The sequence below is a fragment of the Paenibacillus sp. KS-LC4 genome (genome assembly GCF_036894955.1).
In the GTDB taxonomy this organism is placed as follows: Bacteria; Bacillota; Bacilli; order Paenibacillales; family Paenibacillaceae; genus Pristimantibacillus.
On the sequence record NZ_CP145905.1, the window covers coordinates 868111 to 893085 of the forward strand.

Annotated in this window: 25 protein-coding genes; 17 read left to right on the forward strand and 8 right to left on the reverse strand. The window is 47.0% G+C overall.

All coding sequences use genetic code 11. The features are described from left to right. Positions 1 to 78: 78 nt before the first annotated feature. On the reverse strand, positions 79 to 837 hold the full coding sequence (locus V5J77_RS03705) for an MBL fold metallo-hydrolase (protein ID WP_338554450.1): 759 nt from the start codon (positions 835 to 837) through the stop codon (positions 79 to 81). 266 nt (positions 838 to 1103) lie between these two features. On the opposite strand from V5J77_RS03705, the gene V5J77_RS03710 reads away from it, so the two are divergent. Both V5J77_RS03710 and V5J77_RS03715 read left to right on the forward strand, forming a co-directional pair. Next, entirely contained in the window at positions 1104 to 3095 is a 1992-nt protein-coding gene (locus V5J77_RS03710; RefSeq protein WP_338554451.1) for an ABC-F family ATP-binding cassette domain-containing protein, read from the forward strand. A 5-nt stretch (positions 3096 to 3100) separates the two neighbouring features. Beyond that, positions 3101 to 3763 (forward strand): fumarylacetoacetate hydrolase family protein, encoded by a 663-nt coding sequence (locus V5J77_RS03715; RefSeq protein ID WP_338554452.1) that lies wholly within the window; start codon positions 3101 to 3103, stop codon positions 3761 to 3763. A 95-nt stretch (positions 3764 to 3858) separates the two neighbouring features. Here V5J77_RS03715 and V5J77_RS03720 read toward each other — a convergent pair whose 3' ends face one another. Both V5J77_RS03720 and V5J77_RS03725 read right to left on the reverse strand, forming a co-directional pair. Continuing rightward, complete coding sequence (locus V5J77_RS03720; protein WP_338556532.1) at positions 3859 to 4296, reverse strand: Dps family protein; 438 nt, start codon at positions 4294 to 4296, stop codon at positions 3859 to 3861. Positions 4297 to 4515: 219 nt separating this feature from the next. Further along, positions 4516 to 5127, reverse strand: coding sequence for a VTT domain-containing protein (locus V5J77_RS03725; RefSeq protein WP_338554453.1), 612 nt, complete (start codon positions 5125 to 5127; stop codon positions 4516 to 4518). Positions 5128 to 5308: 181 nt separating this feature from the next. On the opposite strand from V5J77_RS03725, the gene V5J77_RS03730 reads away from it, so the two are divergent. Next, positions 5309 to 6484, forward strand: coding sequence for a substrate-binding domain-containing protein (locus tag V5J77_RS03730; protein ID WP_338554454.1), 1176 nt, complete (start codon positions 5309 to 5311; stop codon positions 6482 to 6484). Between the two features lie 497 nt (positions 6485 to 6981). Here the strand turns inward: V5J77_RS03730 and trxB are convergent, their stop codons facing one another. Then, a complete protein-coding gene (gene trxB, locus V5J77_RS03735) occupies positions 6982 to 7926 on the reverse strand; it encodes a thioredoxin-disulfide reductase (RefSeq protein WP_338554455.1) in 945 nt (314 codons plus the stop codon). A gap of 144 nt (positions 7927 to 8070) precedes the next feature. Here trxB and V5J77_RS03740 point away from each other — a divergent pair, with 144 nt between their 5' ends. The 6 genes from V5J77_RS03740 to V5J77_RS03765 all read left to right on the forward strand — a co-directional run bounded on the left by V5J77_RS03740 (position 8071) and on the right by V5J77_RS03765 (position 13438). Further along, on the forward strand, positions 8071 to 8745 hold the full coding sequence (locus tag V5J77_RS03740; protein ID WP_338554456.1) for a response regulator transcription factor: 675 nt from the start codon (positions 8071 to 8073) through the stop codon (positions 8743 to 8745). Next, complete coding sequence (locus V5J77_RS03745; protein WP_338554457.1) at positions 8742 to 10193, forward strand: HAMP domain-containing sensor histidine kinase; 1452 nt, start codon at positions 8742 to 8744, stop codon at positions 10191 to 10193. The genes V5J77_RS03740 and V5J77_RS03745 overlap by 4 nt, the downstream gene beginning before the upstream one ends. Before the next feature lie 78 nt (positions 10194 to 10271). After that, the gene (gene galU / locus V5J77_RS03750; RefSeq protein ID WP_338554458.1) at positions 10272 to 11147 is read left to right on the forward strand and encodes a UTP--glucose-1-phosphate uridylyltransferase GalU; all 876 of its coding nucleotides are present in this window, start codon (positions 10272 to 10274) and stop codon (positions 11145 to 11147) included. Positions 11148 to 11349: 202 nt separating this feature from the next. Beyond that, positions 11350 to 11694, forward strand: a complete 345-nt coding sequence (locus tag V5J77_RS03755; protein WP_338554459.1) for a BlaI/MecI/CopY family transcriptional regulator — start codon at positions 11350 to 11352, stop codon at positions 11692 to 11694. Then, positions 11678 to 12541 carry a M56 family metallopeptidase gene (locus V5J77_RS03760; RefSeq protein WP_338554460.1) on the forward strand — a complete coding sequence of 288 codons (864 nt, stop codon included), beginning with the start codon at positions 11678 to 11680 and terminating at the stop codon, positions 12539 to 12541. Before V5J77_RS03755 ends, V5J77_RS03760 begins: the two co-directional genes overlap by 17 nt. A gap of 144 nt (positions 12542 to 12685) precedes the next feature. After that, on the forward strand, positions 12686 to 13438 hold the full coding sequence (locus V5J77_RS03765) for a YceI family protein (RefSeq protein ID WP_338554461.1): 753 nt from the start codon (positions 12686 to 12688) through the stop codon (positions 13436 to 13438). Between the two features lie 368 nt (positions 13439 to 13806). Here the strand turns inward: V5J77_RS03765 and V5J77_RS03770 are convergent, their stop codons facing one another. Next, complete coding sequence (locus V5J77_RS03770) at positions 13807 to 13992, reverse strand: hypothetical protein (protein WP_338554462.1); 186 nt, start codon at positions 13990 to 13992, stop codon at positions 13807 to 13809. A gap of 65 nt (positions 13993 to 14057) precedes the next feature. Continuing rightward, entirely contained in the window at positions 14058 to 14870 is an 813-nt protein-coding gene (locus tag V5J77_RS03775; protein WP_338554463.1) for a hypothetical protein, read from the reverse strand. 618 nt (positions 14871 to 15488) lie between these two features. On the opposite strand from V5J77_RS03775, the gene V5J77_RS03780 reads away from it, so the two are divergent. The 4 genes from V5J77_RS03780 (at position 15489) to V5J77_RS03795 (ending at position 19327) form a co-directional block, all read left to right on the forward strand. Beyond that, a complete protein-coding gene (locus tag V5J77_RS03780; RefSeq protein ID WP_338554464.1) occupies positions 15489 to 16742 on the forward strand; it encodes a zinc ribbon domain-containing protein in 1254 nt (417 codons plus the stop codon). A gap of 12 nt (positions 16743 to 16754) precedes the next feature. Beyond that, on the forward strand, positions 16755 to 17909 hold the full coding sequence (locus V5J77_RS03785; RefSeq protein WP_338554465.1) for a trypsin-like peptidase domain-containing protein: 1155 nt from the start codon (positions 16755 to 16757) through the stop codon (positions 17907 to 17909). Positions 17910 to 18206: 297 nt separating this feature from the next. Further along, the gene (locus tag V5J77_RS03790; RefSeq protein ID WP_338554466.1) at positions 18207 to 18635 is read left to right on the forward strand and encodes a hypothetical protein; all 429 of its coding nucleotides are present in this window, start codon (positions 18207 to 18209) and stop codon (positions 18633 to 18635) included. A gap of 104 nt (positions 18636 to 18739) precedes the next feature. Next, positions 18740 to 19327 (forward strand): VanZ family protein, encoded by a 588-nt coding sequence (locus V5J77_RS03795; RefSeq protein ID WP_338554467.1) that lies wholly within the window; start codon positions 18740 to 18742, stop codon positions 19325 to 19327. Positions 19328 to 20081: 754 nt separating this feature from the next. On the opposite strand, the gene V5J77_RS03800 is transcribed toward V5J77_RS03795, so the two are convergent. Together V5J77_RS03800 and V5J77_RS03805 are read right to left on the reverse strand one after the other, a co-directional pair. Beyond that, positions 20082 to 20849 (reverse strand): hypothetical protein, encoded by a 768-nt coding sequence (locus tag V5J77_RS03800; protein WP_338554468.1) that lies wholly within the window; start codon positions 20847 to 20849, stop codon positions 20082 to 20084. A 160-nt stretch (positions 20850 to 21009) separates the two neighbouring features. Next, a complete protein-coding gene (locus tag V5J77_RS03805) occupies positions 21010 to 21624 on the reverse strand; it encodes a superoxide dismutase (RefSeq protein WP_338554469.1) in 615 nt (204 codons plus the stop codon). A gap of 358 nt (positions 21625 to 21982) precedes the next feature. Between V5J77_RS03805 and V5J77_RS03810 the strand changes: the two genes are divergently transcribed. The 4 genes from V5J77_RS03810 to queG all read left to right on the forward strand — a co-directional run bounded on the left by V5J77_RS03810 (position 21983) and on the right by queG (position 24949). Next, positions 21983 to 22405 (forward strand): GNAT family N-acetyltransferase, encoded by a 423-nt coding sequence (locus tag V5J77_RS03810; RefSeq protein WP_338554470.1) that lies wholly within the window; start codon positions 21983 to 21985, stop codon positions 22403 to 22405. A 132-nt stretch (positions 22406 to 22537) separates the two neighbouring features. Further along, positions 22538 to 23080: a DUF402 domain-containing protein gene (locus V5J77_RS03815; RefSeq protein WP_338554471.1), complete on the forward strand. Its 543-nt coding sequence runs from the start codon at positions 22538 to 22540 to the stop codon at positions 23078 to 23080. An 18-nt stretch (positions 23081 to 23098) separates the two neighbouring features. Then, positions 23099 to 23701 carry a signal peptidase I gene (lepB, locus tag V5J77_RS03820; RefSeq protein WP_338554472.1) on the forward strand — a complete coding sequence of 201 codons (603 nt, stop codon included), beginning with the start codon at positions 23099 to 23101 and terminating at the stop codon, positions 23699 to 23701. A gap of 81 nt (positions 23702 to 23782) precedes the next feature. Continuing rightward, entirely contained in the window at positions 23783 to 24949 is a 1167-nt protein-coding gene (gene queG, locus V5J77_RS03825; RefSeq protein ID WP_338554473.1) for a tRNA epoxyqueuosine(34) reductase QueG, read from the forward strand. Positions 24950 to 24975: the final 26 nt, after the last annotated feature.

The window sequence follows — 24975 nt, forward strand, 5'->3', positions numbered from 1 at the left end:
GCATTTTAATGAAAAATGAAATAAGCGAGGCCGTCCCCAGGCAGTATTTACACTGCATTGGGACGGCCTTTGTTTTGTTTAAAGGGCGGCTGCTGCATATATGCGAGCTATTTGCTCGCTAGGCTGGCGGCTGCATAAACCGCCATGATAGCAAATTACATGCTGGATGGGGTAATCTGCGAGTGCTTTGAGTGATTGCAGCGCCATTTTATAATCGAGTGTGGCAGCAGGAATAGGAGGTGCTAGCTTGCCATTTTCTACAATAAGCGCATCTCCGGCTATTAAGGTTTGGCTCGCGTGATGGTACAAGCTGACATGTCCGGGTGTGTGTCCCGGCGTATGAATAACGCTGATGCCGCCGCATATATCAAGCTTATCGCCGCTTAGCAGCTGCGCTGTTACATTGGCGTGGGGCGGATGCTCAAGCATTTTTCGAAAAGCTGCGCGGAATGCAGCGGGTGTCTCCGGAGGAAACATGAGGTCTAGGCTCGCGAGCGCCTCATCGGTTATTTTAATCAGACGCTTGCGTCCTTCAATGTAGGGCTTCTCGATGTCGCTGCTCCACACTTGCGGAGCATGATTAGCCTGCTCGATAACAGCGGGCAGACTGCCAATATGATCGATATCTTGATGCGTAAGTACGATGTCGGTTATATGTTCGAGAAGAACGCCTTCTTGTGCTGCGGCCTCCTGAAGTAAAGGAAGCTGCCCGGGATGGGCAGTGTCTATAAGGATTTGGTGATTTTGATCCCAAATAAGGGTAGGGTGAATCGTTGTGGATTTTCCCATAATGACGGCTGTAATCTCAAGCATGGCAATGCCTTTTGCAAGCAGCATATGATCCCTCCGATGAGCATCAGCTCAAATTGTGCTTGGCCAAGCATGTCTATCATAAGGGATAAATAAATCAGTGTAAATAATAAAATATTATATTATAACACATAAAAATATTTTTGTCAATATTAAATTGGGGTAAATGCCTTGGCGGGGTGGAGCGGCGCGGATTATGATATGATAGTTGAAAAGGGCGGCTTTTCTAAGCGATCTGTTGCAGGAAAAGCTAGCTTGGCACAACTATCTCTGATGTAAAGTAGGTTATTGCGATGCATTTATTATCAGTCGAACATATTACGAAAAGCTACGGGGAAAAAATGCTGTTCGAGGACGTTACCTTCGGTCTTGAGGATGGCGACAAAATTGGCATTATCGGCGTCAATGGGACGGGCAAATCGACGTTTCTCAAAGTGATTGCCGGACTTGAGCCAGCAGATGCGGGCAACATTTCTATAGGGAATCGGGTAACGATTCGCATGCTGTCGCAGGACCCGGTGTTTGCGCCGGGAGAAACGGCGCTTGAGCATGTGCTAGGCGGCGATTCGCCGCAGCAGCGTGCTGTGCGCGAGCATGTGGAGGCGCTTGAAGCGCTTGAGCTTCATCCAAGTGACGAGGCGCTCCAGCAAAGGCTGATCAAAGCGAACCAGCGGATGGATGAATGGGATGCTTGGACGCTGGAGAGTGAGGCGAAGATTGCGCTCGCAAAGCTGGGCATTCTTCATTTTGACGAGAAGGTTGAGACGCTTTCCGGTGGGCAGCGCAAGCGGGTAGCGATGGCGGCAGCGCTGCTCCAGCCTTCGGATATTTTGATTTTGGACGAGCCGACGAACCATATCGACAATGATTCGGTCGCTTGGCTGGAAGGCATGCTGCAAAAGCGCAAAGGCGCACTGCTTATGATTACCCATGATCGGTATTTCCTCGATCGGGTCAGTAATCGGGTCATTGAGCTGGACGGCGGACGTGCATATTTCTATGAAGCGAACTACAGCCGTTTTCTAGAGCTTAAGCTGGAGCGGGAAGAACGCGAGGCGGCAACAGAAAGCAAACGCAAAAATCTGCTGCGCAGCGAGCTGGCCTGGATCAGGCGTGGAGCCAAGGCGAGAACGACGAAGCAGAAGGCGAGAATTGATCGCTTTGAGGATTTGAAGGCACAGGCGCCTAAGCAAAGTGCGGGGAAAATGGATGTATCGGTCGCCTCCACCCGCCTTGGACGTAAAATCGTCGAGCTTGAAAAGGTGACGAAGCGCTTTGGCGAGCGGACGCTCATTCGTGATTTCAGCTATATTGCCGTACCAGAGGACCGGGTAGGCATAATCGGACGCAATGGCAGCGGCAAGTCGACGCTGCTGAAGCTGATTGAGGGCAGGCTGCAGCCGGATGAAGGCACAGTTGAGCTGGGCCTCACTGTTAATCTCGGCTGGTTCTCGCAGGAGCATGAAGAGATGGATGAGTCGCTGCGCGTGATTGAATTTATCCGCGAAGGTGCGGAGCAGGTGAAGACGGCGGATGGCTCGCTCATTTCCGCAGGACAAATGCTGGAGCGGTTTTTGTTCCCTCCGGCGATGCAATGGAGTCCGATCAGCAAGCTGTCAGGCGGTGAGAAGCGCCGACTCCAATTGCTTCGCGTGCTGATGAAGGCGCCGAACGTGCTGCTGCTCGATGAGCCGACGAATGATTTGGATATCTCGACCTTGGCTGTATTGGAAGATTATTTGGATGATTTTCCGGGCGTCGTATTTGTCGTATCTCATGATCGCTACTTTCTTGACCGTACAGTTGATAAAATTTTGTCCTTTGAGGATGGCGTCATTACGCAGCATACAGGCAACTATAGCGAATATCAGGAGTTTTTAGAAAAGCATGGCTCGGCGGCCAGCGCAGCGTCAACGCTGGGAGGAGCCTCGGCGGGTGGAAATGCGAAGAATGCTGGGACAGGCACGGGGATAGCTGCTGGAAGCGGGGGTGCAGCGGGCGAATCGAATGCAAAAGCCGGAACGGGCGGCAGCAAGGAACGGGCGCTCAAAATGTCCTACAAGGATCAAAAGGATTTTGAGCAAATTGACGGCTGGATTGAGCAGGCTGAAAATGATATTGCGCACATTGTGCAGCGCATGGAGGAATCCGGCAGTGATTCGGTGCTGATTCAGCAGCTATCGGAGGAGCAGCAGCAGTTGGAAGAAAAGCTGGAGCAGCTTATGGAGCGCTGGACGGAGCTTAATGAGCTCGCGGAGCAAATTGCCGCTCAGAAGAAGGGTTAAGGTTAATGGGGCCTAGAAAACAGGAGAGGGAGATGGAGATGTTTTCAGAAGTACGCAACATTTATTGCATTGGACGGAATTATCGTTTGCATGCATTGGAGCTGGGCAATGAGGTGCCTGAATCGCCGATGGTATTTACAAAGCCGACTCATTCGCTTGTACCGATGGATGGCCATGTTGTGGAGCTGCCGGGTAATCAAGGCGAGGTTCATTTCGAGCTGGAGCTGGTGCTGCGGGTTGGCAGGACGCTTGAGCCTGGCATGGACGCTGACACATGTATTGATGGCCTGGCACTGGGACTTGATATGACGCTTCGCGATGTGCAAAGCAAAATCAAAGCGAAAGGCCAGCCATGGCTGCCGGCCAAAGGCTTCAAAGGCTCCGCCCCCCTTGGCGCATGGCTGCCGTACCCTGGTTCGGAAGAGCTCAAGGCCCATGATTTTGCGCTGCTCCGCAATGATGAAGAAGTACAACATGGCAATTCGGCCGATATGCTGTTTGATATTGGAACGCTGCTTCGGCACATTAACGACAACTACGGGCTTGGGCCGGGCGATCTCATTTTTACGGGGACGCCAGCTGGTGTAGCTGCATTGCAGGATGGTGACAAGCTTTCGGCAATATGGCAAGGCAAAGAAGTAGCTAGCTGTACGATTAAGCTCGTATAATCGGATTATAACAACCAAAAAGCCCTCAAACCCGCGCGAGTCGCAGAGTTTGAAGGCTTTTTTGCGTTGCAGCCTTTTCTTTAGAAAGACTAAAATTAATCATTAAAGGCTTTCAGCATCCATACATGCTTCTCAAGCGAGGTATGGATCGCAAGCAGCATATCGGCTGTCGTCTCATCATTCGCTTCTTGGGCAATTGACATGCCAGCTTTCAGCTCTCCAATTATGGTTGAGAAGTCGGAAATTAGGGACTCTACCATAACAGTAGCTGTTTCTTTGCCTGTGGCATCTTTGATAGAAGCTGTCTCCATATATTCTTTCATCGTGGCGACTGGCTTGCCTTCCAGTGCGAGCAGGCGCTCAGCCAACTCATCGACATTTAAAGCGGCCTCTTCATAAAACTCTTGGAACTTCACATGCAGGGTGAAAAATTGCGAGCCCTTCACGTACCAGTGGAAATTGTGCAATTTAATATAGAGGACACTCCAGTTAGCGATTTGTTTGTTTAATACCTCATGTGTTTTGTTCATTATCGTTCATCCTTTCGTTTCCTGAGTTTAGGTTTCTGCAAGGGAAGTTTGCTAAGTTTAATATCAAAGGTGAAAAGCTGATCGCATAATTTATAATTATTACTTATTTATAATTATTACAAATAACGAGCGCTTTGTCAAGCTTGCCTCCCTGTATTCATCCGATAACATACTATAAACGTCCGAGCTTTATTTTAAACAGGCAGTGCTATTTTATGCGTTTCATTGTCTTTTTAACCACAGGCGGTAACCGCCATAGGATGTGGCGAAAAAGGCGGCGTATACGCCTGCGAATAATGCGAAGCTCGCCCAGTCTTTAAACATATTTTGTCCCATATAGGCAAATAACAGCATGAACGGAATTTTACCAAGTGCTGATGCAATGGCATAAGGAAGCAGCCGAACAGAAGCAACAGCAGGATAAACATTGACGACCATATGCGGAATGATCGGTATTAAACGTGCTGTCAAAATCGTAAGAAATGGTCTTTTTTCCATCGTTGCCTGAAGCTTGTCCAGTTGGTTGAACTTACGAAGGAAGGCTCGCCCTTGCTCTTGAAAGAGATAGCGCGCCAGCAGAAATACGATGATGGCAGCAAGTGAGGCGGCAAGCCAGCTAATGAATGCCCCAAGCAACGGACCGTACATAAAACCGAGCAGGGCAATCATGAGCTTAAATGGAACGACGGGAACGAGCACGAGGAATAGCGCGACAAGAAAGACGATAAAGACAGATGGCGTGTCATTTTGCAGCCAATCGAGCAGATTGTTTTTGTATATAAAAACGGTGACAAGCAATAAAGCGTAAATAATGGCAGAAACCCATCTAAGCATAACGATCTCCTTTAGCATGTCCTTGGCGGTACTTCTTTAATCTTAGCGGTTTCATGCAGGCTGGCGCAACAAAGGATAGTGTGCAGATTCCAGTACTACGCAAACTTGGTACTAGCTGTATGCTAACCATTCGCTAAAATAAGGGGAAAAGGCTATAGAGCGAAAAAGGGGGAAGCAGTCGTTGAAAGAGAGAGAGTGGAGTACCATTATTTTAGCTGCGATACTTATTAGCTTTCCAATTATGTTCTTTACTTGGATCATTTATGCTATTGTGATGCTGTCAACAGGCTCGAAATTATATGGTGTATTAGTCATTGCGGCTTCTGCGCTTATTAGTATCTTTTATTTGCTAGCTTATATTGATGTCTTGAAAGCTAAGGTTTTCTGGTCATTGTGCGGTTCAGCAATCTTAGTCATTGCAATAACCTTTGTGCTCGGATGGCGCTATGAACAATACGTAGAGAAGCTGAAAATCGTCGATGATCAAGCGATAAATATGAGGGATTATGAACCTTTCCGAGAAGGAACGAAGACGGTATCCCTGCAAGAGCCGGCATCGCTCAAAATCCGCAGTAAGCTGCCGCATTTGGATGGCTCAACCGCCCTATATCCGATGTATGCGGCATTCGTTCAGGCGGTATACAAGCAAAAAGAATATCCCTACTATGGGCAGGATAGCGAGGTTCAGGTGAACGGTACAGAGGATGCCTATAATCGCTTAATTAAAGGCGAGGCTGATCTTATTTTTGCACCTGCACCGTCCAAGGATCAGGAAGCGCAGGCAAAAGCGGCTGGAGTGGAGCTTACGATGACGCCGATTGGCTATGAGGCTTTTATCTTTTTTGTAAACAGCCGCAATGAGATACAAGATTTGACGCTGGAGCAGATTAAGGGCATTTACGCAGGGGAACTCACGAACTGGAAGCAGTTTGGGGGCGCGGATGAGAAAATTCGGCCATTCCAGCGCAGAGAGAACAGCGGAAGCCAGACGATGCTGCAAAAAATCATGAAGGATAAGCAACTGATGGAGCCTGCGAAAGAGGATGTTAATTCCGGGATGGGTGATATCATTAAACAAACTGCAAGCTACCGCAATTATAAAAATGCAATCGGCTTTTCGTTCCTTTTCTACGCCACCGAAATGGTACATGAGCAGCAGATCCATTTACTGAAAATAAACGGCGTGGAGGCGAACCGCGCGAACGTTAGAAACGGGACATATCCTCTTACGGCGAAATTTTATGCAATAACCGCAGGTACTGACAACCTTAAAGTACAGCCGTTTATTGACTGGATTTTATCGCCGCAGGGGCAGTATTTAATAGAAAAAACGGGGTATATCCCGCTTAAGTCGTAGTAGGTGTTTTAAAATGAATGGGCATTGCTACGGCTCAGAAGGCCGTTTTATATTTTAGTTTAAGGGGTTACTATCGCCGTGAAGATAAAATTTGTTGGACACAGCAGCAGCTATTTCAACCGAATCGTTGCTTTGGGAAAGGCTTTGGACTCAGGAGTCGCTAATACGTTGTTCATCCCCATTTCGACGGGTTTTTTAGGATGATAACGGATCTCCTGTCCGCTTATAGCCTGAAATCGGATCAAAATCCAAAATAGCGGCATCTCAGTCCTTGAAACATAAAAGTGTGTGCCCCAAGCTTCGAGGGCTTCGGTATTTGAATCGGTATCTCCAAACGCAAAAAAAAGGTACAACCCGCACTTTTCAGCGAGGTTGTACCTTTTCTATAATCTATGAGCCTTTGAACGTAATGTGCTCGGTAGCATTGCCTTTATCATCAGCTCTGATTAATTACCGTGAAAGGAAACCATGCCATCCTTTATTTAGGGAAAGTGAGCTTAAGCATGCACCGCAGCGGCATGTGCTTGGGCTTCCAGGTAACGCTCGGCGTCGAGCGCTGCCATACAGCCGCTACCAGCAGCCGTAATCGCTTGGCGATACTGGCGATCCTGCACGTCGCCACAGGCGAAGACGCCTGGTATGTTCGTCTCGGACGTTCCGGGCTTCACAATAATATAGCCTTGATCGTCAGTGTCGATTTGACCGCCAAGGAAGCCTGTGTTCGGCGTATGCCCGATCGTAATAAATACGCCGTCCGCCTCAATCAGCTCTTCCTCACCGGTTTCATTGTTGCGCACTTTAAGTCCTTGAAGACCAGTATCTCCGGCTGCTACCTCAAGCGGGGTGCGGTCGAGGCTCCAGGAGATTTTGTCATTGTCGCGAGCGCGATCCTGCATGATTTTCGAAGCGCGCAGCTCGGAGCGGCGGTTAACGACCGTTACTTCCGACGCGAAGCGAGTTAGGAACACCGATTCCTCCATAGCGGAGTCGCCGCCGCCGACAACGAGAATTTTTTTGCCGCGGAAAAAGAAACCATCGCAGGTTGCGCATGTGCTGACGCCGCGTCCAATGTTTTCTTGCTCGCCGGGAATACCGAGATATTTTGCCGAAGCGCCAGTAGAAATAATAACGGATTCAGCTTGCAGCTCGCCGATTCCTTCCACATCGAGTGTATAAGGACGTTTACTGAAATCTACGCTTTTCACAGAGCCCGTCCGGAACGTAGCGCCGAAGCGCTGTGCTTGCTTGCGCATATTGGACATCAGCTCGCTGCCGAGAATGCCGTCAGGGAAGCCGGGGAAATTTTCAATTTCGGTCGTCGTCGTCAACTGGCCGCCTGGCTGCCAGCCTTCAATAACGAGCGGCTCCATGTTGGCGCGAGCCAAATAAATAGCAGCGGTTAGTCCCGCAGGTCCAGTACCGATAATAATTGTTTTATGCATAAATAATTGCCTCCATTCGATAACCTCTGATCATCATTTCTAGTTTAAAATTATTACAATTAACGGGTACTGTCAAACATGTTCATCTTAAATTCATCTATATGTATTATGGTAGGGTAAAGTCGAACCGCAGGGGAGAGCCGCATGCCAAAAATATTAGTTGTAGATGACGATCCAAACATTCGTGAGCTGGTCAGCATTTTGCTGCGCCGCGAAGGTTTTCAAATTATAGAAGCGCAGGATGGACAGGAGGCGCTAGAGCTGCTTGAGACGGTGCTGCCGGATTTAGCCGTTATTGATGTCATGATGCCGCGCATGGATGGCTGGGCCTTATGCGAAACGCTGCGCGCATCGTATGATATGCCGCTGCTGCTGCTGACCGCTAAAGGAGAAACGGCGAATAAAGTAAAAGGCTTCGGCCTTGGGGCGGATGATTATATGGTAAAGCCATTTGAGCCGCTAGAGCTGGCAGTACGCATTAAAGCTTTGCTCAAGCGCTACCGTATCGCGACTTCACAGACCGTGGAGCTGGGGCGGCTGACGCTTAATTTGAGTGAATTTCATGTCACGATGGCTGGCAAACGGCTGCTGCTGCCGCCTAAAGAGTTTGAGCTGTTGTTCAAGCTGGCAAGCTACCCGGACAAAACATTTTCAAGGGAGCATTTGATCGAGCAAATATGGGGCATGAACTATGAAGGGGATGAGCGGACGGTGGATGTACATATCAAACGGCTGCGCGAGCGCTTTACCGAGGAAGAAGCGGGCATCCGAATCGTCACGATTCGCGGGCTTGGTTATCGAATGGAGGAGCTTGAATGATTCGCAGCCTGTATGTCCGCGTGACCTTGACGTTTCTCGTCATTGTGGTCATCAGCATGGGTATTGCTTATTGGATGGCGGATCAAATGTTCACAAGGGATTTAAGCGGACAGTTTCCTAAGCTGTTGGATCTCTCGATTGTACGGATGGAACAGCTTTATGCCGCTTCCGAGCCAAAGTCCTTGAGTATCTTCATTAAACAGGTTGCAGAAATGCAAAATATAGCGATTGTAGCCATAGACCGTAGTGGAGAAGTCATTGTGGCGGGCAAGACCAGCGCGGAAATTACACAGCTTCTAACGCCAGAGGTGATTGATAATGCTTTGGCCGGTCAGCTGCAAATGCTGCCAAGCCAAGCTGAGGGCGAGAGCAACGGGCCGTCCTCGCCACCAGCTTTAGGGCGCAAAGCTGTGCTTGGCGAAAGGGAGTGGGCGATTTTCGTTCGGCCCGATCGCATTCCGGAAATTCGCAGCTTCCAGCGCAACACCTACACCATATTGATTACGCTGCTTGTCGCCGGCTGCATTCTAATTCCGATTGCTGCACGTTATTTGGTCAAGCCGCTCAAAATGATGACCGAAGCGACGAAGCGCATCGCCACCGGAGATTTCTCTGTGCAGCTTCCGCTGCAGCGCCGGGATGAGCTTGGTCATTTGGCAGACAGCATCAATCGCATGACATTAGGCTTGTCGCAGCTGGAGACGATGCGGCAGGATTTTGTATCGAATGTCTCCCACGAAATACAATCGCCGCTGACCTCAATCGGCGGCTTCGCTGAGGTGCTGCGCAGTGAGCAGCTGACCGATGAGGAGCGCAACCGATACGTCGACATTATTAAGCAGGAGAGCAGCCGCTTGTCCCGGCTGAGCGAGAATTTGCTTAAGCTCGCTTCGCTGGACTCGAAGCAGCATCCCTTTGAGCCGCGAGCGATCAGGCTCGACCGCCAGCTTCGCAATGTCGTGCTTTCATGTGAGCCGCAGTGGATGGCGAAGCAGCTCACGGTTGAGCTGCTGATGGAGGAGACGGTCATCGTCGCGGATGAGGATCAGCTGAGTCAGGTTTGGAATAATTTGCTAGCGAACAGCATGAAGTTTACACCGGATAATGGGCATATCCGTATTACGCTATCTGAGGAAGAGGGCTGTGCGACCGTACGTATTGCCGATAGCGGCAGCGGTATTGCCCCCGCTGATCAGGAACGGGTATTCGAGCGTTTTTATAAAGCGGATGCGGCGCGTGACCGAGTGAAAGGCGGCAGCGGGCTAGGGCTGTCCATTGTGAAGAAAATCGTCGATATTCACGAAGGCCGGATTGAAATCGAATCCAGCGTCTTAGCAGGCGCAGGCAATGGGGTGCCATCCGGCACGACGATTCGGGTTATGCTGCCGCTTCGTTTGGCGCAGCTGCAAGCGGCTCCGGCTGGCAGCGGTGAAAAAGACATGGACTAGCTGGAAACAGAAGCCAAGACAAGGTATGATGGGGAGAGCTATACACGAACAAAATGTGAAAGATGGAGGCGGCGACGTATGGGACAGAAGGTACGCAAGGCGATTATCCCTGCAGGCGGACTTGGCACAAGATTTTTGCCCGCAACGAAGGCGCAGCCTAAGGAAATGCTGCCGATTATAGATAAGCCGGCGATTCAATATATTGTGGAAGAAGCGGTACAGTCGGGCATCGACAGCATCGTTATTGTGAGCGGCCGTCATAAGCGGGCAATCGAGGACCATTTTGACAAGTCGGTTGAGCTTGAGGGAGAGCTAGAGGAGCGCGGCAATGAGGAAATGCTCAAGGTTGTAAAAGAAATTTCGCAGCTTGCCGACATTTATTATGTTCGGCAGAAGGAACCGCTCGGTCTCGGGCATGCGGTGCTGTGCGCGCAGCGTTTTATTGGCGACGAGCCATTCGCGGTGCTGCTTGGGGACGACATTCTGACGTCCGAGCCGCCATGCCTGAAGCAAATGATTGATCGTTATGAGCAGTATGCCACCTCAGTCGTAGCACTTATGGAGGTTCCGTGGAATCAGACGCATAAATATGGCATTGCCGATATTCGCGACGAAGCGGGACATATTCGTGAGCTAATCGAGAAGCCGCTTCCCGGACAAGCACCTTCGAATTGGGCTGTTGTGGGCCGCTATGTGCTGGAGCCGGCTATTTTCGATCTTTTGTCGAAGGCGGAGCCGGGCAAGGCAGGGGAAATTCAGTTAACGGACAGTCTGCAGCGGTTGAACGAGCTGTCGCCGATCATTGGGCACCGTTTTACAGGCAAGCGCCATGATGTGGGGGATAAGCTTGGCTTTGTTCAAGCGACGATTGATTTTGCGCTGGAGCGTGAAGATTTGCGGGAGGACGTTCGGCGCTATGTGCTGGAGCGCCTGGCTGCCTATTCGCATAGCTAGTCTGTATGAGGCGAGGATGTATTTTTGTGTCATTTTAGTAAATTAATTTCCTGCTCATCTTTTTTTAAGGTTATTTTCATAAAGCGGTTTTATACTAACACTACATTAAGTAGTTATAACAAGGTGTGAGGTAGTCGTGGGAACAAGTGACATTCAGACAAAAGGGCTGGAGCGCTTTTTTGGCCCGTTGGAGGCAAGGATTATGACCATCCTGTGGTCGCAGCCTGATAGCTACATCAAGGATGTACAGCATAAGCTCGATCAGGACAAGCCATTAAATTTCAACACCGTTATGACCGTCATGAATCGTCTTGTGGACAAGGGGCTGTTGGTGAAGTCATCAGGCAAGCCGGCGAAATATGCGCCTGTGCACACGCAAGAGCAATTTCTGAGCATTCAGTCGCGCGAGCTTCTTGAAGATCTTGGCCCGCTCGTCGTCAACTATATGTTCGATGCGATGGAAGAGGCCGATGAAGAGCTGCTGGACAAGCTGGAGCAAAAAATCAAATCGCTTAAAGAGGGCAGGCGCCATGAGCTGGAGTCTTAGATCGAAATGGACGTTTGGCTTTTGCCTGATGCTGATTGGATTTACTCTGCTGCAAATGGGCATGTATGCGGCGCATACGCTGCTTGGCTGGGAGAAGGCTGCGTTTAATGTATTTGAATTATGCGAAAGCCTGATCAAGCGTTACAGCCTGCTGCTCCTTGGCTACATGATGAAGCTTGCTGTCTTTGGGACGTTCGTCCATCTGTTGTACGTAACGGTGAAGCAGTGGCTGGGTGTACGAGCCGCAAAGCGTAAAATGACTATTTTACAGCATGACGCCTTATCGGATGAGCTGAATGCGATTTATTTTGCAGGCAGCAAGGCAATCATGGTCGTATCACATCCAGAGCCGATTGCGCTGACGCTTGGTTTTCTACGACCCAAAATCATTTTATCCACGGGCCTTCTCAATCTGCTTGACAAGGAGGAGCTTGAGGCGGTGATCGAGCATGAGCACTTTCATTATCGCAATCGCGACCCGCTGATGATTTTGATATTGCAGGTCGGGGCAACAGTATTGTGGTATATGCCGATTTTACGCTGGGGGGTCGAGCAGTATAAAACGACCCGCGAGCTGTTAGCCGACCATTTCGCTTTGCAGCGGCAGGTGAGCGAGCATAGTCTCGGCGGCGCCCTGCTCAAGCTGGTGAAATATAGTCGTGGAGAACGCAGCGCTCGGAGCTTTGTTCATGCTTCCTTTGCCGACCATACCATTAATTATCGGTTAATTAGGCTGCTCAATCCCGAATCGCAGGAGCTTAGCATGCGTTGTCCGTTACTGGCGTTGTTACTATCTATACTGACCTTTGGTTCACTCTCGGCTATGTATCTATCTATTATGATTTAGGAAATAAAGCTTTACGCTTTCTGCCATTTGGATATACAGGTTTTATGCGAAGCGCACAACTCCCCATAAGGAAAGGCGCGCTTCGCCTTTATATAATCCACAACACTACATTATGTAGTTTTAAAAACAAAGGAGGACTTTTAGATGAAGAAGAGAAATGTTGTGATTGGTGCAGTTGCTGCGGTGGTATTGTTAGGAGGTGCAGGTGCGTATGCAATGTATGATTCGTTCACAGGCAACAACAAGGAAATTAAGAGTGTAATAGGCACGGAATCAACGGCTGCGAGTTCTGCATCAGGCACGAATAGCGCAGATTCTAGTTCCACAAATAGTACGAATGGTACGGAGACGGCTGCTGCTGCTGGAGCTGTAGCAGATGTAAACGGGGTGTGGACGATTGATTCCACCTCTAATGTGTATTTCTCGGTTACGACCTCCCGTGAGACGGTTAACTTTGAAGTAAATGGCGTAACGGGAACATGGAATGTAGATACGGCGGATGCGGCAGCTAATGCGGCAGATGCGAGTCTGGATATGAACGTTCTTGATTCTGGCAATGGACAGCGCGACGGCCATGTGAAAGAAGCGGATTTTCTCGATGTGGCCAACTTCCCAAGCTCCACGTTCAAAGCTACCAAGTTTGAGGCGCTGCCAGCGGAAGTGAAGGACGGAGAAACATTCCCGCTTATTATGACTGGCGACTTGACAATTAAAGGGATTACGAAGGAGGTTACCTTTACAGGACAAGCGGCATACAGCGGCGGCAAGCTGAATGTGGAGAGTGAGACGGTCGTCACGTTTGAGGAGTTTGGTATGAAGAACCCGCATAATGTGGTGATGGATACTGAAAATGACGTTACCGTGCAGCTGCGCCTTACTCTATCGCAAAGCGCTTAATATGCGAATAGCGAGCCGCTAATTCGTTCCCTTTTAAAGCAAGAGCAAGGCTTAGGCCTTGTTCTTGCTTTTTTATGGAGCATAGAGAAAACGCAGCAAGGGGTCAAGTCCATTATTGGATTTGATATGGAAATATGTACGTACAAGTTGGCGGTATGCTATACTTATGCAATTAATAGGAGTTTTTAATTGACCTTTCTGCAAGTACACTCGCACAAAAAAAGTTGGACGGAAAACATTACGTTTTTCCGCCCAACTTTTTATTTTAGGGACTTATTGGACAGCCCCTTTCCCTCGTAGCTAGTCAGCGATGTTCTAGACAAATAAAGGACGGTAATTAGGAGTATGGGCAGCTCATATCAGTGAAATTATTGTTTATCATTTTTGGGTTTAAAGTGTAATCCGGTAAGAAATGATAGTTGTAAGGATACTACTATAGCGACAGCTAATATGAGCTGAATGTCATCTGATAGATTTATTAATGAACCTATGATTAGAAAGAGAATGACAGAAATAACTATTGAAACTAAACTCGCTAGAAATGCATATTTCATTGAATTCCCTCCTGAAATTAATGAGGTGTAGAGGAGGTGTAGAGATTTCTCTCTACACCTTTTTATTACCAAGAAATTTCAGTTACATAATCTAGCGTTTCAGTAGTCGTTCCTGGTGTGACCGCTAAGCCAATACTAGGAAACACTGAAACTCCTACTGTACCTAATAGAACCCGATGTCCATAACGGAACAAAAGATTAGATTTTCCGGATTTTTTTTGTGTATATACTACTTGATTAAATGAACCTTTTGTTAAATTAGCAGTCCCGATTAAATCAAAGGATGCTGCAACTCCTGCTCCTATATCATGGTTTGAAGGTGTAGTTGAAGAAGTGCAAGTCCATCCGTTTTGACCAAATAAATTGCACGTTTCATTGTTATGTTGTCTGATGCTTCCTCCAGAAGTAGGGAGGTAGAATTCATTAGTAACGGGGTAACCTACAGACATTTTATCAGTAAAGTGAAGTAATGGTTTAACCAGCCATTGAAAAGAACCGAGAATATATATTTTTTTACTGCCTGGAACATCGCTCGTCATTTCCAAAGCAACCCCGAATATTGAGATATCTTGATCTTTTATAAGTGCGCGAGCAGTAAAATCATTAGTGTTTTGGCCTTCACTTTCGAGACTATATAGTTTTGGGGCGGTATTAGAGATTTTTCTCGCATTGTTATCAATAAGCATCCTTAAAGTATTTTTGTCGAAAAATGGAATTTCTTCTGAGGTTAGCCCCATCTCATTAATGATATAGAACAGTTCTTTTTCAGTCAAACTTGAATTATCTGTTGGCGTGTTTGTCATCTCACTTGCTGCAACGGGAAAACTTGAGGTTAGTAATATACCCAACATTAACACTAATACTAGTATTTTTTTCAATTTTCAGCCTCCATATTTTATCTTTTTTATATTGAATGCTGGCCAGCAATTCAAACGAAAGAAACTAGTGGAATCTGTTCAATAGAAATGTAGCAAAATTCTTTGTTGCTCATATTTAAAAACCATATCATCCAAATTATATCAAAATAATTCTAAATGTCAAAAAACGTAAGTCTCACTAAAATAAAATTCCGTTTTCTTTATCATATTCAACAAATGATTAATCTTTATCTTCTTTCTAGCTAATAAATTTATAAATTTTATTATATGTACATGTGGATTTTTTAAAATATAAAATTAAATATATTTTTAAAATAACTGAAGAAGAAAAAAAGATTAAGTGAGTTGTTTGATATTTTTAACTTGTTTTTCTTGTTTCACGCTGTGTGGGCTCTGGTAATAAAAGATGCTGATAAGAAAAAAGCTATTAATTTTTGCTAGAATTATTTGATATTTATAGCTAGGATAGAGAGAGGGGCATGTAAGATCTCCCCATTCAATAGTGAGCTTATTAATTTTTTTTATTTCCCATCATTTAAAAATGGAGATCATTTACTATTTCATATAGAATAGAGGGAAGGAAGATTAAAGTTTGATTGCGTCAGGAGATGAGCACAGGTGCATTGCCAACATTGCGGAAATAAATATGAGCCTAGTGCCGTATATTGCAGCAAATGCGGGAAACCGCTGCTTCAGGACGCGCAGGCAAATGAGCAGACGCAGGCTGTTGTCATTCAAGAGCATGAATTATTCGTTCGGGAGGCAAGCGCCTCACTAGTGCCAGAGCAAGCGCCAGTACGAAACAGAAGAGCCCGTACCGGGGCTGGGCGTAAGTTTATTATTGCGCTCGTGCCGGTCGTCGTATTTATTACAACGTCTGCTGGTGTTTTTTCTTATTACATATATGAAAGCGATTTGAATGATCATGTCGCCGAATGGCATGAGCAAGCGAAGCAGAGAGCTTGGGGAGGCAAATATCACGAAGCGATGCTCCAGCTTGAGAAGGCGGCGAAGGTGCGTCCAGCCTACGGTGTTCTTCAGGAGGATATGGATATTGTCAACGAGGCGGTTGCTATCGAAAATAAAATCAACAGCCTGGCCAGCGAACTGGACAATGGAGCTTTGACGGAGGCAGCACCGCTAGTGAAGCAACTAAATACGTTGCTTGCAGGCCGGGAAGAGCAGATTTTTTCACCACTGCGCGAGGCGTTCGCCGATTTAAATGTTAGAATGGTCGTTGTACAGGTGCAAAATGAGCTGGACCAAATTAACTCGTTGGATGCTTTGACGGTGAAGCTTAATACGGTTAATGGTTTAGGCGGCGAAGAAGCGGTAGCTGTACGCAAGCAGATCGTGGACAAAATCGCGATTGTATGCCAACAGCAAACGAAGGAGCTGCTTCAGAAAAAAAGCTTTTCTGAGGCGATCGCCACCGTAGAGAAGGGAATGGCCTATGCCCCGGAGGATAAGAACTTGACGAAGCTGCTTGAAAGCATTCATGCGGAGAAGCAGGCTTTTGAGAAGGCGGAGCAGGAAAGAATTGAGCGTGCCATGCAGAAAGCGGCCGAAGAGGATTTGCTTAACCAGACGGCAGCCGCCCAGGTCGTTAAGGTGGATACGAGCTTTGATGAAACGGGCAGCTTCAAAATTCATGCCTTGCTCAAAAATGCTGCCACCCGGCCCATTTATTCCGTTGAAATCCAGTATTCGGTGCGCGGCAAGGATAAGCAGATTTTGAAGAAGGGCACGTCTATCGCTATGCCTAACTATATAGAGCCTAACGAATCCTTTACTTTCGACGCAACTGTGGAAGGCATTGAAGAGGCCGATGCTACTGTCGTTATCGATCATGTTACATGGTATTTGGACTAGGAGAAGATATTCATGAGAAAAGGAACTTGGCTTAGCCTTATATTGTCTGTTGCTTTTCTGCTTATGGGGGCGGGAGCGGTCGTATTCATCCGTTCCGAAATTCCCAAGCAGCTCAGCGGCAAGCCGCTGCTTGCCGTGTCAGAAGCGCGCTCGGAGAAAACCGGCAAGCCGCTTAAAGACGTCATATATGAAACCCAGAAGCTGGTCGTGATGATTGAAAGCAGCAATGGCAAGCAGGGCTCAGGCTTTTTGTACAATAATCAAGGTGACCTAATTACCAATGCACATGTCGTTTCCGGCGTTCATAAGGTGAAGATCCATACGTCTGATGCAAGGGAGCTTGATGGCGAAGTCATTGGCATCAGCAAGGAGACAGATATCGCGGTTGTCCGCGTCCCGGCACTGGTTGGCGAGAAGCCGCTTAAGATGGTTCGCAATAAAAAAGCGGAGATTGGCGATGAAGTGATGGCGATTGGCAGTCCGCTTGGTTTTCAAAATACAGTAACGACAGGCATCATTAGCGGCTTAGGCCGTAATTTTACAATCGAACCGTATTCGTATAAGGATTTGTATCAAATTTCTGCGCCCATTGCGCCGGGAAACAGCGGAGGTCCTTTAGTCAGAAGAGAGACAGGCGAAGTGCTCGGTATTAATTCAGCAGGCATTGAGCAAGGTTCGATCGGATTTAGCATTCCGATCGTCAATGTGCTGGCGACAGTGGAGGCATGGTCGTCGAAGCCAATGGGGGTGCTGCCCGAGCAGGAGGGCACGAACGGCAATGGCATGGAAAAGCAGGAAGCGACAATGAGTGAATATGCCAGCTACTTGGTTACTCATTTTTATGACAGCCTGAACAATGCCGATTATGTATATGCCTATTCCTTGCTGGGCGGCAGCTGGAAAGAGGGCAAAAGCTATGACGAATTTCGTGAAGGCTATATGCCAACGCGCAATGTCGTCATCGACGATATGCATGTAACGGTCAATAACGATAAGCAAGCGACTGTGACGGCGATTATTTCAGTGGATGAGAGAGTAAGCGGCAAAAACAAGCTGAGCAAATATCAGGTCATCTACGAGGTCGGCTATGAGAACGACCAGCTCAAGCTGATAACCGGCAGAGGCAAGGTGATTGAGCAGGCCGCGCATGAAAAGGAACAGCACTAACGCTTATTGCAGAGAAAGCCAGCAAACCGATTAAGGGGTGCTGGTTTTTTATTTTAAAAGGCCATATGTAAAAAATCTATTTGATATTTTACATATACCTAAATAAACTGAATATTCGGAAGTGTTCGACTTTAAAAGTCATACTTGTTTTAATATAAGTGTAAATATAATCAATTAATAGGCATTTTAAAAACATATTTACAAAAAAAAGATAAAAATGATAAGGTATAAATAGGATATCCTGAAATGAGCAATATTCTGTATTTGACAAATAAAAGAGATAGGTGTGATATCTAAATGAGACAAAAGTTACTTAGTATTATGTTTGGTATGATATTATTATGTGTATTAATTGCCCCTATTGCATCTGCAAACAGTAGCTCCTTTTCTTTTGATTTGACTTTCCGAGTAGTAGATGGTGCAGCTAATGGGAAATATCATAAATTAAGTAAAGGTAATTTGAGTATTAGTGGAACGGTAACTCCTTATGATAATCCAAATGGAGCTCCTGCTAAAATAAACCAAATTTCTATAGCAGTATATAAAAAATCAGGTACTTATGTTGGAACTGCCAATGTTACTCCAGTTGCGAAGTTGAATACTTCAACATCTTTTAGTCAAAGTTTAGGTACTCAGAGCGCTGAAACTGAATATTATTTGTTTATCTCAAGACTAGAAGATGATGGATGGGATCTTAGCGGACAAGGAACATTAGTGACGAATTAACCTTTTGGGAAAATACTAAAGGTGATGTATATTCCTTTTAATGGAGCATACATCGCCTTTGGATTTTTTATGAATAACTAAAAATATTATATATTAGGAGGGAAATGATGATTAATGAAAATAATATATATCTTAAATTGATCGCAATATTGATTTTAATTATTTCTCTTTTATACTTGAAATTCAAAAAAAAATCCTCGTTAACATATATGACTCTATTTTTAATTTTCTATGTCTACATGATTAATGTTTTTAAATTGACGTTTCTGCCTATACCTATTGATCCGAGGGCTATAGCGGCAATGAAAGGAGATACTGTTCAATTTTTTTATAATTTAAACTATATTCCTTTTAGAGCGTTTGATAAAAATATGCTGCTTAATATTATTCTTTTAGTCCCCTATGGATTTTTTATTCGATATTTAACTCACAAAGGAAATATTTTGATTCATGCTGTTTTTTGGGGTTTGTTTTTTGAAGCAACACAAATATTGATTTCATTCGCAACAAATTTTAACTATAGGACGATAGATATTGATGATGCTATTGCGAACTTCTTAGGTGTTTTATTAGGTTATGCTATTCATCTTATTTTTAGTGTAGTTTCATATAAGGTTCTAAATAAAACTTTAAATAAAAATAGTTTTTTAGAGCATATTTTTCAAGTCTCTAAATTAACCCTACGAAAATGACATGCTAAAGCTTATTTTTCGAAAATAGGAAGGGGTGCAGCAAGTATATTTCTTGAATTGCTGCACAAAATAGTCCGGGCACGGATAGCCGACGCTAGCAGCGATGTCGGCTATTTTGCTGCTTGTAGTGGCAGTAGCAGCTGTGCTTTATTCAGCCGAATCTGATGGACGTAGTCATTGAAGCAGATACCGGTTGCTTTGCGGAACAATTGCCCAAGATAGAAGGGAGGGAGGGAGAGACGTTTTACTGGCAATTCCTTTCATTGTCACCTGCTCCTGATAATGTGAGGCCACATACTCTTTGACAAAAGCCATTATACTACCGTTGGCAGGAACTTCAGATGAGATAGATACTAGAATCCTTGAACTCGATTCCATGTTAGAAGATCAATTGATTTTGATAATTGCTGTGCATATTGTGATGATTTGGATAAATATAACGGGGGATATATCGCGTATCATGTTGAGCATTTTGCACCGAAAGAAAAATTCGAACATTTAAAATATACCTATGATAATCTACGATATAGTTGTTCCTACTGTAATATATTTAAATCGAACAAATGGGTAGGCAAAACTTCAAACAAGTGTACTGAAGTTCTTTGTGATTATTTTGACCTCTTTATAAAAGATGAAGAGAGATAATTTTTACGGGGCACTCTTATATTTCAAAAGGTTTGAGAGAGGTGACAAGAGCAGTCTTACGCATTTGCGTAGGACTGCTCTTGTTGTATACAGATACTCATAGACTTAGTTAAGAGCGCGTCACATCGGAAATGTCAGCTAAATCCTCATCGCTTTGGCGGCCAGTAGGAGAGTAGATCAGTTCCAGAGCTACGGCGTCATTGCGCTGAAGCGGGAAATTGAGCAGCGTAGAAGGTATAACTCTGCCATTCAGTCGGAGCAGATAGCTGATGTTGCCGCCGATTGGAATGCCGCTGATTGAAGTAATTTGTCCGTTGAAGCCAAAGCGGACGACTCCGGTCGCCAGCAGCGCCTGATAAATGGTCATGCCAATGCGATGGATCACTCGGTAAGCCTGAGTGACATTAGGGAACGTCCGTCCTCCGTTAATAACGACCGTTACTGTCCCTTGCGGTCCCGGTGGGAAAGGGATAGGTATCGGCAGCGGAATCGGGAGCGGAAACGGCCCCGGCGGAAACGGCCCAGGCCCCGGCGGAAACGGCCCAGGCCCCGGCGGGAATGGCCCAGGCCCCGGCGGAAACGGTCCTGGCCCCGGCGGGAATGGCCCAGGCCCCGGCGGAAACGGCCCTGGTCCCGGCGGGAATGGCCCAGGCCCCGGCGGAAACGGCCCCGGCCCCGGCGGAAACGGTCCTGGCCCCGGCGGGAACGGTCCTGGCCCCGGCGGGAACGGTCCTGGCCCCGGCGGGAATAATCCCGGGCCTCCAGGCATCAGCATGCGCGGGCCGCCGCAGCCGCAGTCTTGCCCTGCGCGGGAAGATGGAGATGGCGGGATATGAATCTGCACTTGCCCATTGGTGAAACCGTAAGTATCGTTCATGCGATAGGTCAGACTCCTTTGCACGTCGAGTTAGGCATTTAACTATCCTTCTTCATGTTATGCGGCGAATGCCTATTCTTGTGCATAGTTTTACACAAAAGCCCGAAAACAAAAAAACGGAGCCTCCGCATGGAGACCCCGCTTTAAACAATAAGCTGTATTATTTAACAGCTGCTTCGTAACGTTTGCCAACCTCAGCCCAGTTTACAACATTCCAGAACGCTGCAATGTAGTCAGGGCGTTTGTTTTGGTAGTTCAGGTAGTAAGCATGCTCCCAAACGTCCAGACCAAGAAGCGGCGTTTCGCCTTCCATGATCGGGCTGTCTTGGTTCGGCAGGCTGGAAACTTTCAGCTTGCCGTCTTTTGTCAGGGAAAGCCATGCCCAGCCGCTGCCGAAACGAGTAGCGCCAGCTTTTGCAAATTCAGCTTTGAATGTATCGAAGCCGCCCAGCTCGCTGTCAATCGCAGCAGCTAGTGCGCCAGTTGGAGCGCCGCCAGCGTCAGGACCGATTGTTTCCCAGAACAGGCTGTGGTTAGCATGTCCACCGCCATTGTTGCGAACCGCTGTACGGATCGCTTCAGGCACGCTTGCCAAATCGCCAATCAAATCTTCAATAGATTTGCCTTGCAGCTCAGGGGCAGATTCCAAAGCAGCGTTCAGGTTTGTTACATAAGCGTTGTGGTGACGGTCGTGATGGATTTCCATCGTCAGAGCGTCGATGTGGGGCTCAAGAGCGTTATTCGCATACGGAAGTGCTGGTAATTGATGTGCCATAATATAAACAGCCTCCTAAAATTGGATTATGTAAATTACTCTTCTTATTATCCCTTATCCGACCACATAAATCAACATTGATGTTTCAAAAGTCGGATTTTAATAGATAAGGTAGACCCCAATAGCATGACAATTAGTTAATGTAATTATGCATAAGCGGGAGAAAATCCGATCAAATGAGCGAAAAAGGGTCAAAACTTAATGTAAGCGCTTAATATAAAGCGTTTTCAGTCATAATTCGCTAAATCCTTAGATTTTTTTTAGCAAATTTAAAAATTTTGTGAAGGAAAACGACAGAAGATGTAGTATAATGATTAAATTGCAACACAATGACATGGTATAGAGGTGTGTATCGATAATGAATGTTCGTTCCTTCCAATTATCAGATTACAGGTTGCTAACGGCTCTTCTTGCGGAAGTATTAACTGAAGAATGTTACGAGCAAACAATGGAAGCTTTTGCACGTCAATTGTCATGGGATAGCGAGCTTGTTCTCGTCGCTCTCTATGAGTCGGAAGTTGTAGGTGTCATTATTGGTACGATTGATAATAACACGGGCTACTATTATCGTGTTGCGGTCCATGCGGACCATCAGCGTCAAGGAATTGGCAAAGCACTTATTGAGTCATTGCGCCTAAGATTCCAACAGCGCCAAGTAAAGAAAATTTTAATTACAGCTGATGAGCACAATGAAGCCGTTTTGCCGCTTTATGAATCGCTGGGCTATGTGTCCAAGGATTTTTTCCGCTCTTTTCAACAGCTAAGTATTATAGCAGGTTAGGACAAGCCTCTGGCTGTCCAATAACCGTTTGCAGGGCATATCTGCATCGCCATTGCTTTTGGCGGTGGGGTATGCTTTTCTATTTCAAATATAAGAATATATAAGTTTCACACCTGTAAGAAGGAGAACAATATGGAATCTTATCAGCATTGCGTCATCAAGAGCTTCAAGCACGATGGAAGCATTCATCGCTGCTGGGAGCATAATTGGCTTATTCCGGCACATCTGCTCCTTCCGCAGCACGCTGCACTTGGGTTTATGGTGACGATCAACTTTGAGACACCTATTGTGGAAGCCAGCGGCAAGGTTTGGATGAGCGAGGTGCCTGCGGTTTCTTTTTTTCTGCCAGGACAGTGGTATAATGTGGTTGCACTGCTTGAGGAGGGCGGTATTCGTTACTATTGCAATCTCACTTCTCCATATACTTGGAACAATACGCTGCTCACCTATATTGATTACGATTTGGATGTCATTCGTCTGCCGGATGGCAGCCGCCGAGTGGTGGATGAGGATGAATATGAGCTGCATAATGCAAAGTACGGCTATCCAAGAGATGTGCAGGAGCATGTGCTGGAGGGGCTGAATAAGCTGCTTTTGCAAATGGATGAGCAGGAGCCTCCCTTCCATGATGAAGTGATTATTGCTTATTATGAAGCATGGCGCAAAAGCTTATAAGGCGGAGGCGGTTAAGGAATGGACAGATTTTCATTTGACGGCGGCGGCAGCAGCGAAGCTGAAGAACGGCGGCGGCTTGGGGCAGCTAAACGCCCAGGCTGGTCGAAGGAGCTTTGGGAATGGGTGAAAACCGTTGGCATATCGTTCATTATCGTTGCAGTGCTGCATCTGTTTGTGTTTAATCTTTCTACCGTAGAAGGACATTCCATGGAGCCAACCTTGCAGGAGAAGGAATGGCTGTTTGTAAATAAATTCATATATTTGATCGGTGCGCCAAAAATCGGAGATGTCGTTATATTGCAGGACCCTTCAGCTTTTGGCAAAGAGCAGGAGCTGCTCGTAAAACGCGTCGTCGGCTTGCCGGGAGACCGAATTGAAATTTCGAACAAGCAATTGTATCGTAATGGCGAGCTTGTGGACGAACCGTATATTGATACGAATATTGAGGATTTGGACATCATGCCGCTAACTGTTGAGGCAGGCAGCTATTATGTGATGGGGGACAACCGTCATGCGCGGGCGAGCAAGGACAGCCGAATGTTTGGAACGGTTCCCATTGCAGCGATTGAGGGCAAGGCGCAGTTTATCGTATGGCCGTACAAACAAATAAAGCCGTTATAGATTTAGCTACAGCAAGGCTAGGCATAGGGATGGGACAACGCCGCGTCAAACAATAGGCTGAAGCTTGTGGGAGGTGAACGGATGGAGGAACGGGCATATTATGCTGCATTGAAAAAAGAAATGAAAGCCGCCGCGCTCAGCCTTGGCATCGACAAAATAGGCATCGCCTCTGCCGATCCGTTCATCACCTTGAAGCAACGGCTGATTTCGCACCGCGAGCTGGGCTATGAATCTGGATTCGAAGAGCCGGATATTGATAAGCGTACCAATCCGGCGCTGTTGTTTGACCAGCCCCAGTCGATTATCGCCATTGCGATCGCTTACCCATCCAAGCTCCATCGGCCTCCTCAATCGGAGCCGGGAGCCAGAAGAGGCATTTTGTCCCGTTCAGCTTGGGGAGAGGACTACCATAAGGTGCTGCGCAATAGACTAGGGCGGCTTGAAGCTTGGCTTTCAGAGCGTGTACCGGGCTTTCGCGCTGAAAGCATGGTCGATACTGGGGCTTTATCGGATCGAGCCGTTGCCGAGCGGGCAGGACTAGGCTGGAGCGCCAAAAACTGCTCGATATTGTCCGAGGACCTTGGCTCGTGGATCTACCTTGGGGAAATGATTACAAATTTGCCGCTGGAGCCGGATGAGTCCGTGACTGATGGCTGCGGCGAATGCACGAAATGCATTGACGCTTGCCCGACGGACGCGCTCGTTGGTCCTGGTCAGCTTAATTCGAGCCGCTGTATTTCATTTATTACGCAAACGAAAGGTTTTGTAGAAGACGGCTACATGCGAAAAATCGGCAATCGTCTGTACGGCTGCGATACTTGCCAGACCGTATGTCCAGTAAATCGAGGCAAAAACTGGACGCATCAGCCGGAGCTCCAGCCCGATCATGAGCTGGTTAAGCCGCTGCTTACACCATTGCTGACAATGGGCAATAAAGAATTTCAACGTCTATATGCGAGCAGTTCTTCTGCTTGGCGGGGGAAAAAGCCGATTCAGCGCAATGCGGTTATTGCGCTGGGCAATTTTAAGGAGCGGAGCGCAGTGCCGGATCTCATTCAAGTGCTGCGGCACGATGTGCGCCCGGTTATGCGGGGAACCGCGGCATGGTCACTGGGCCGTATCGGCGGCGCAGAAGCAGAGGAAGCGATTCAGCAGGCATTACTGCAAGAAGCGGATGATGACGCGCGGCGCTATATGGAGCAGGCGATACTGTCACTAACAGAAGGTGTCGATACAGCACCTCGTTAATCCAGCAGCAGCCTGCACTTGCCGGC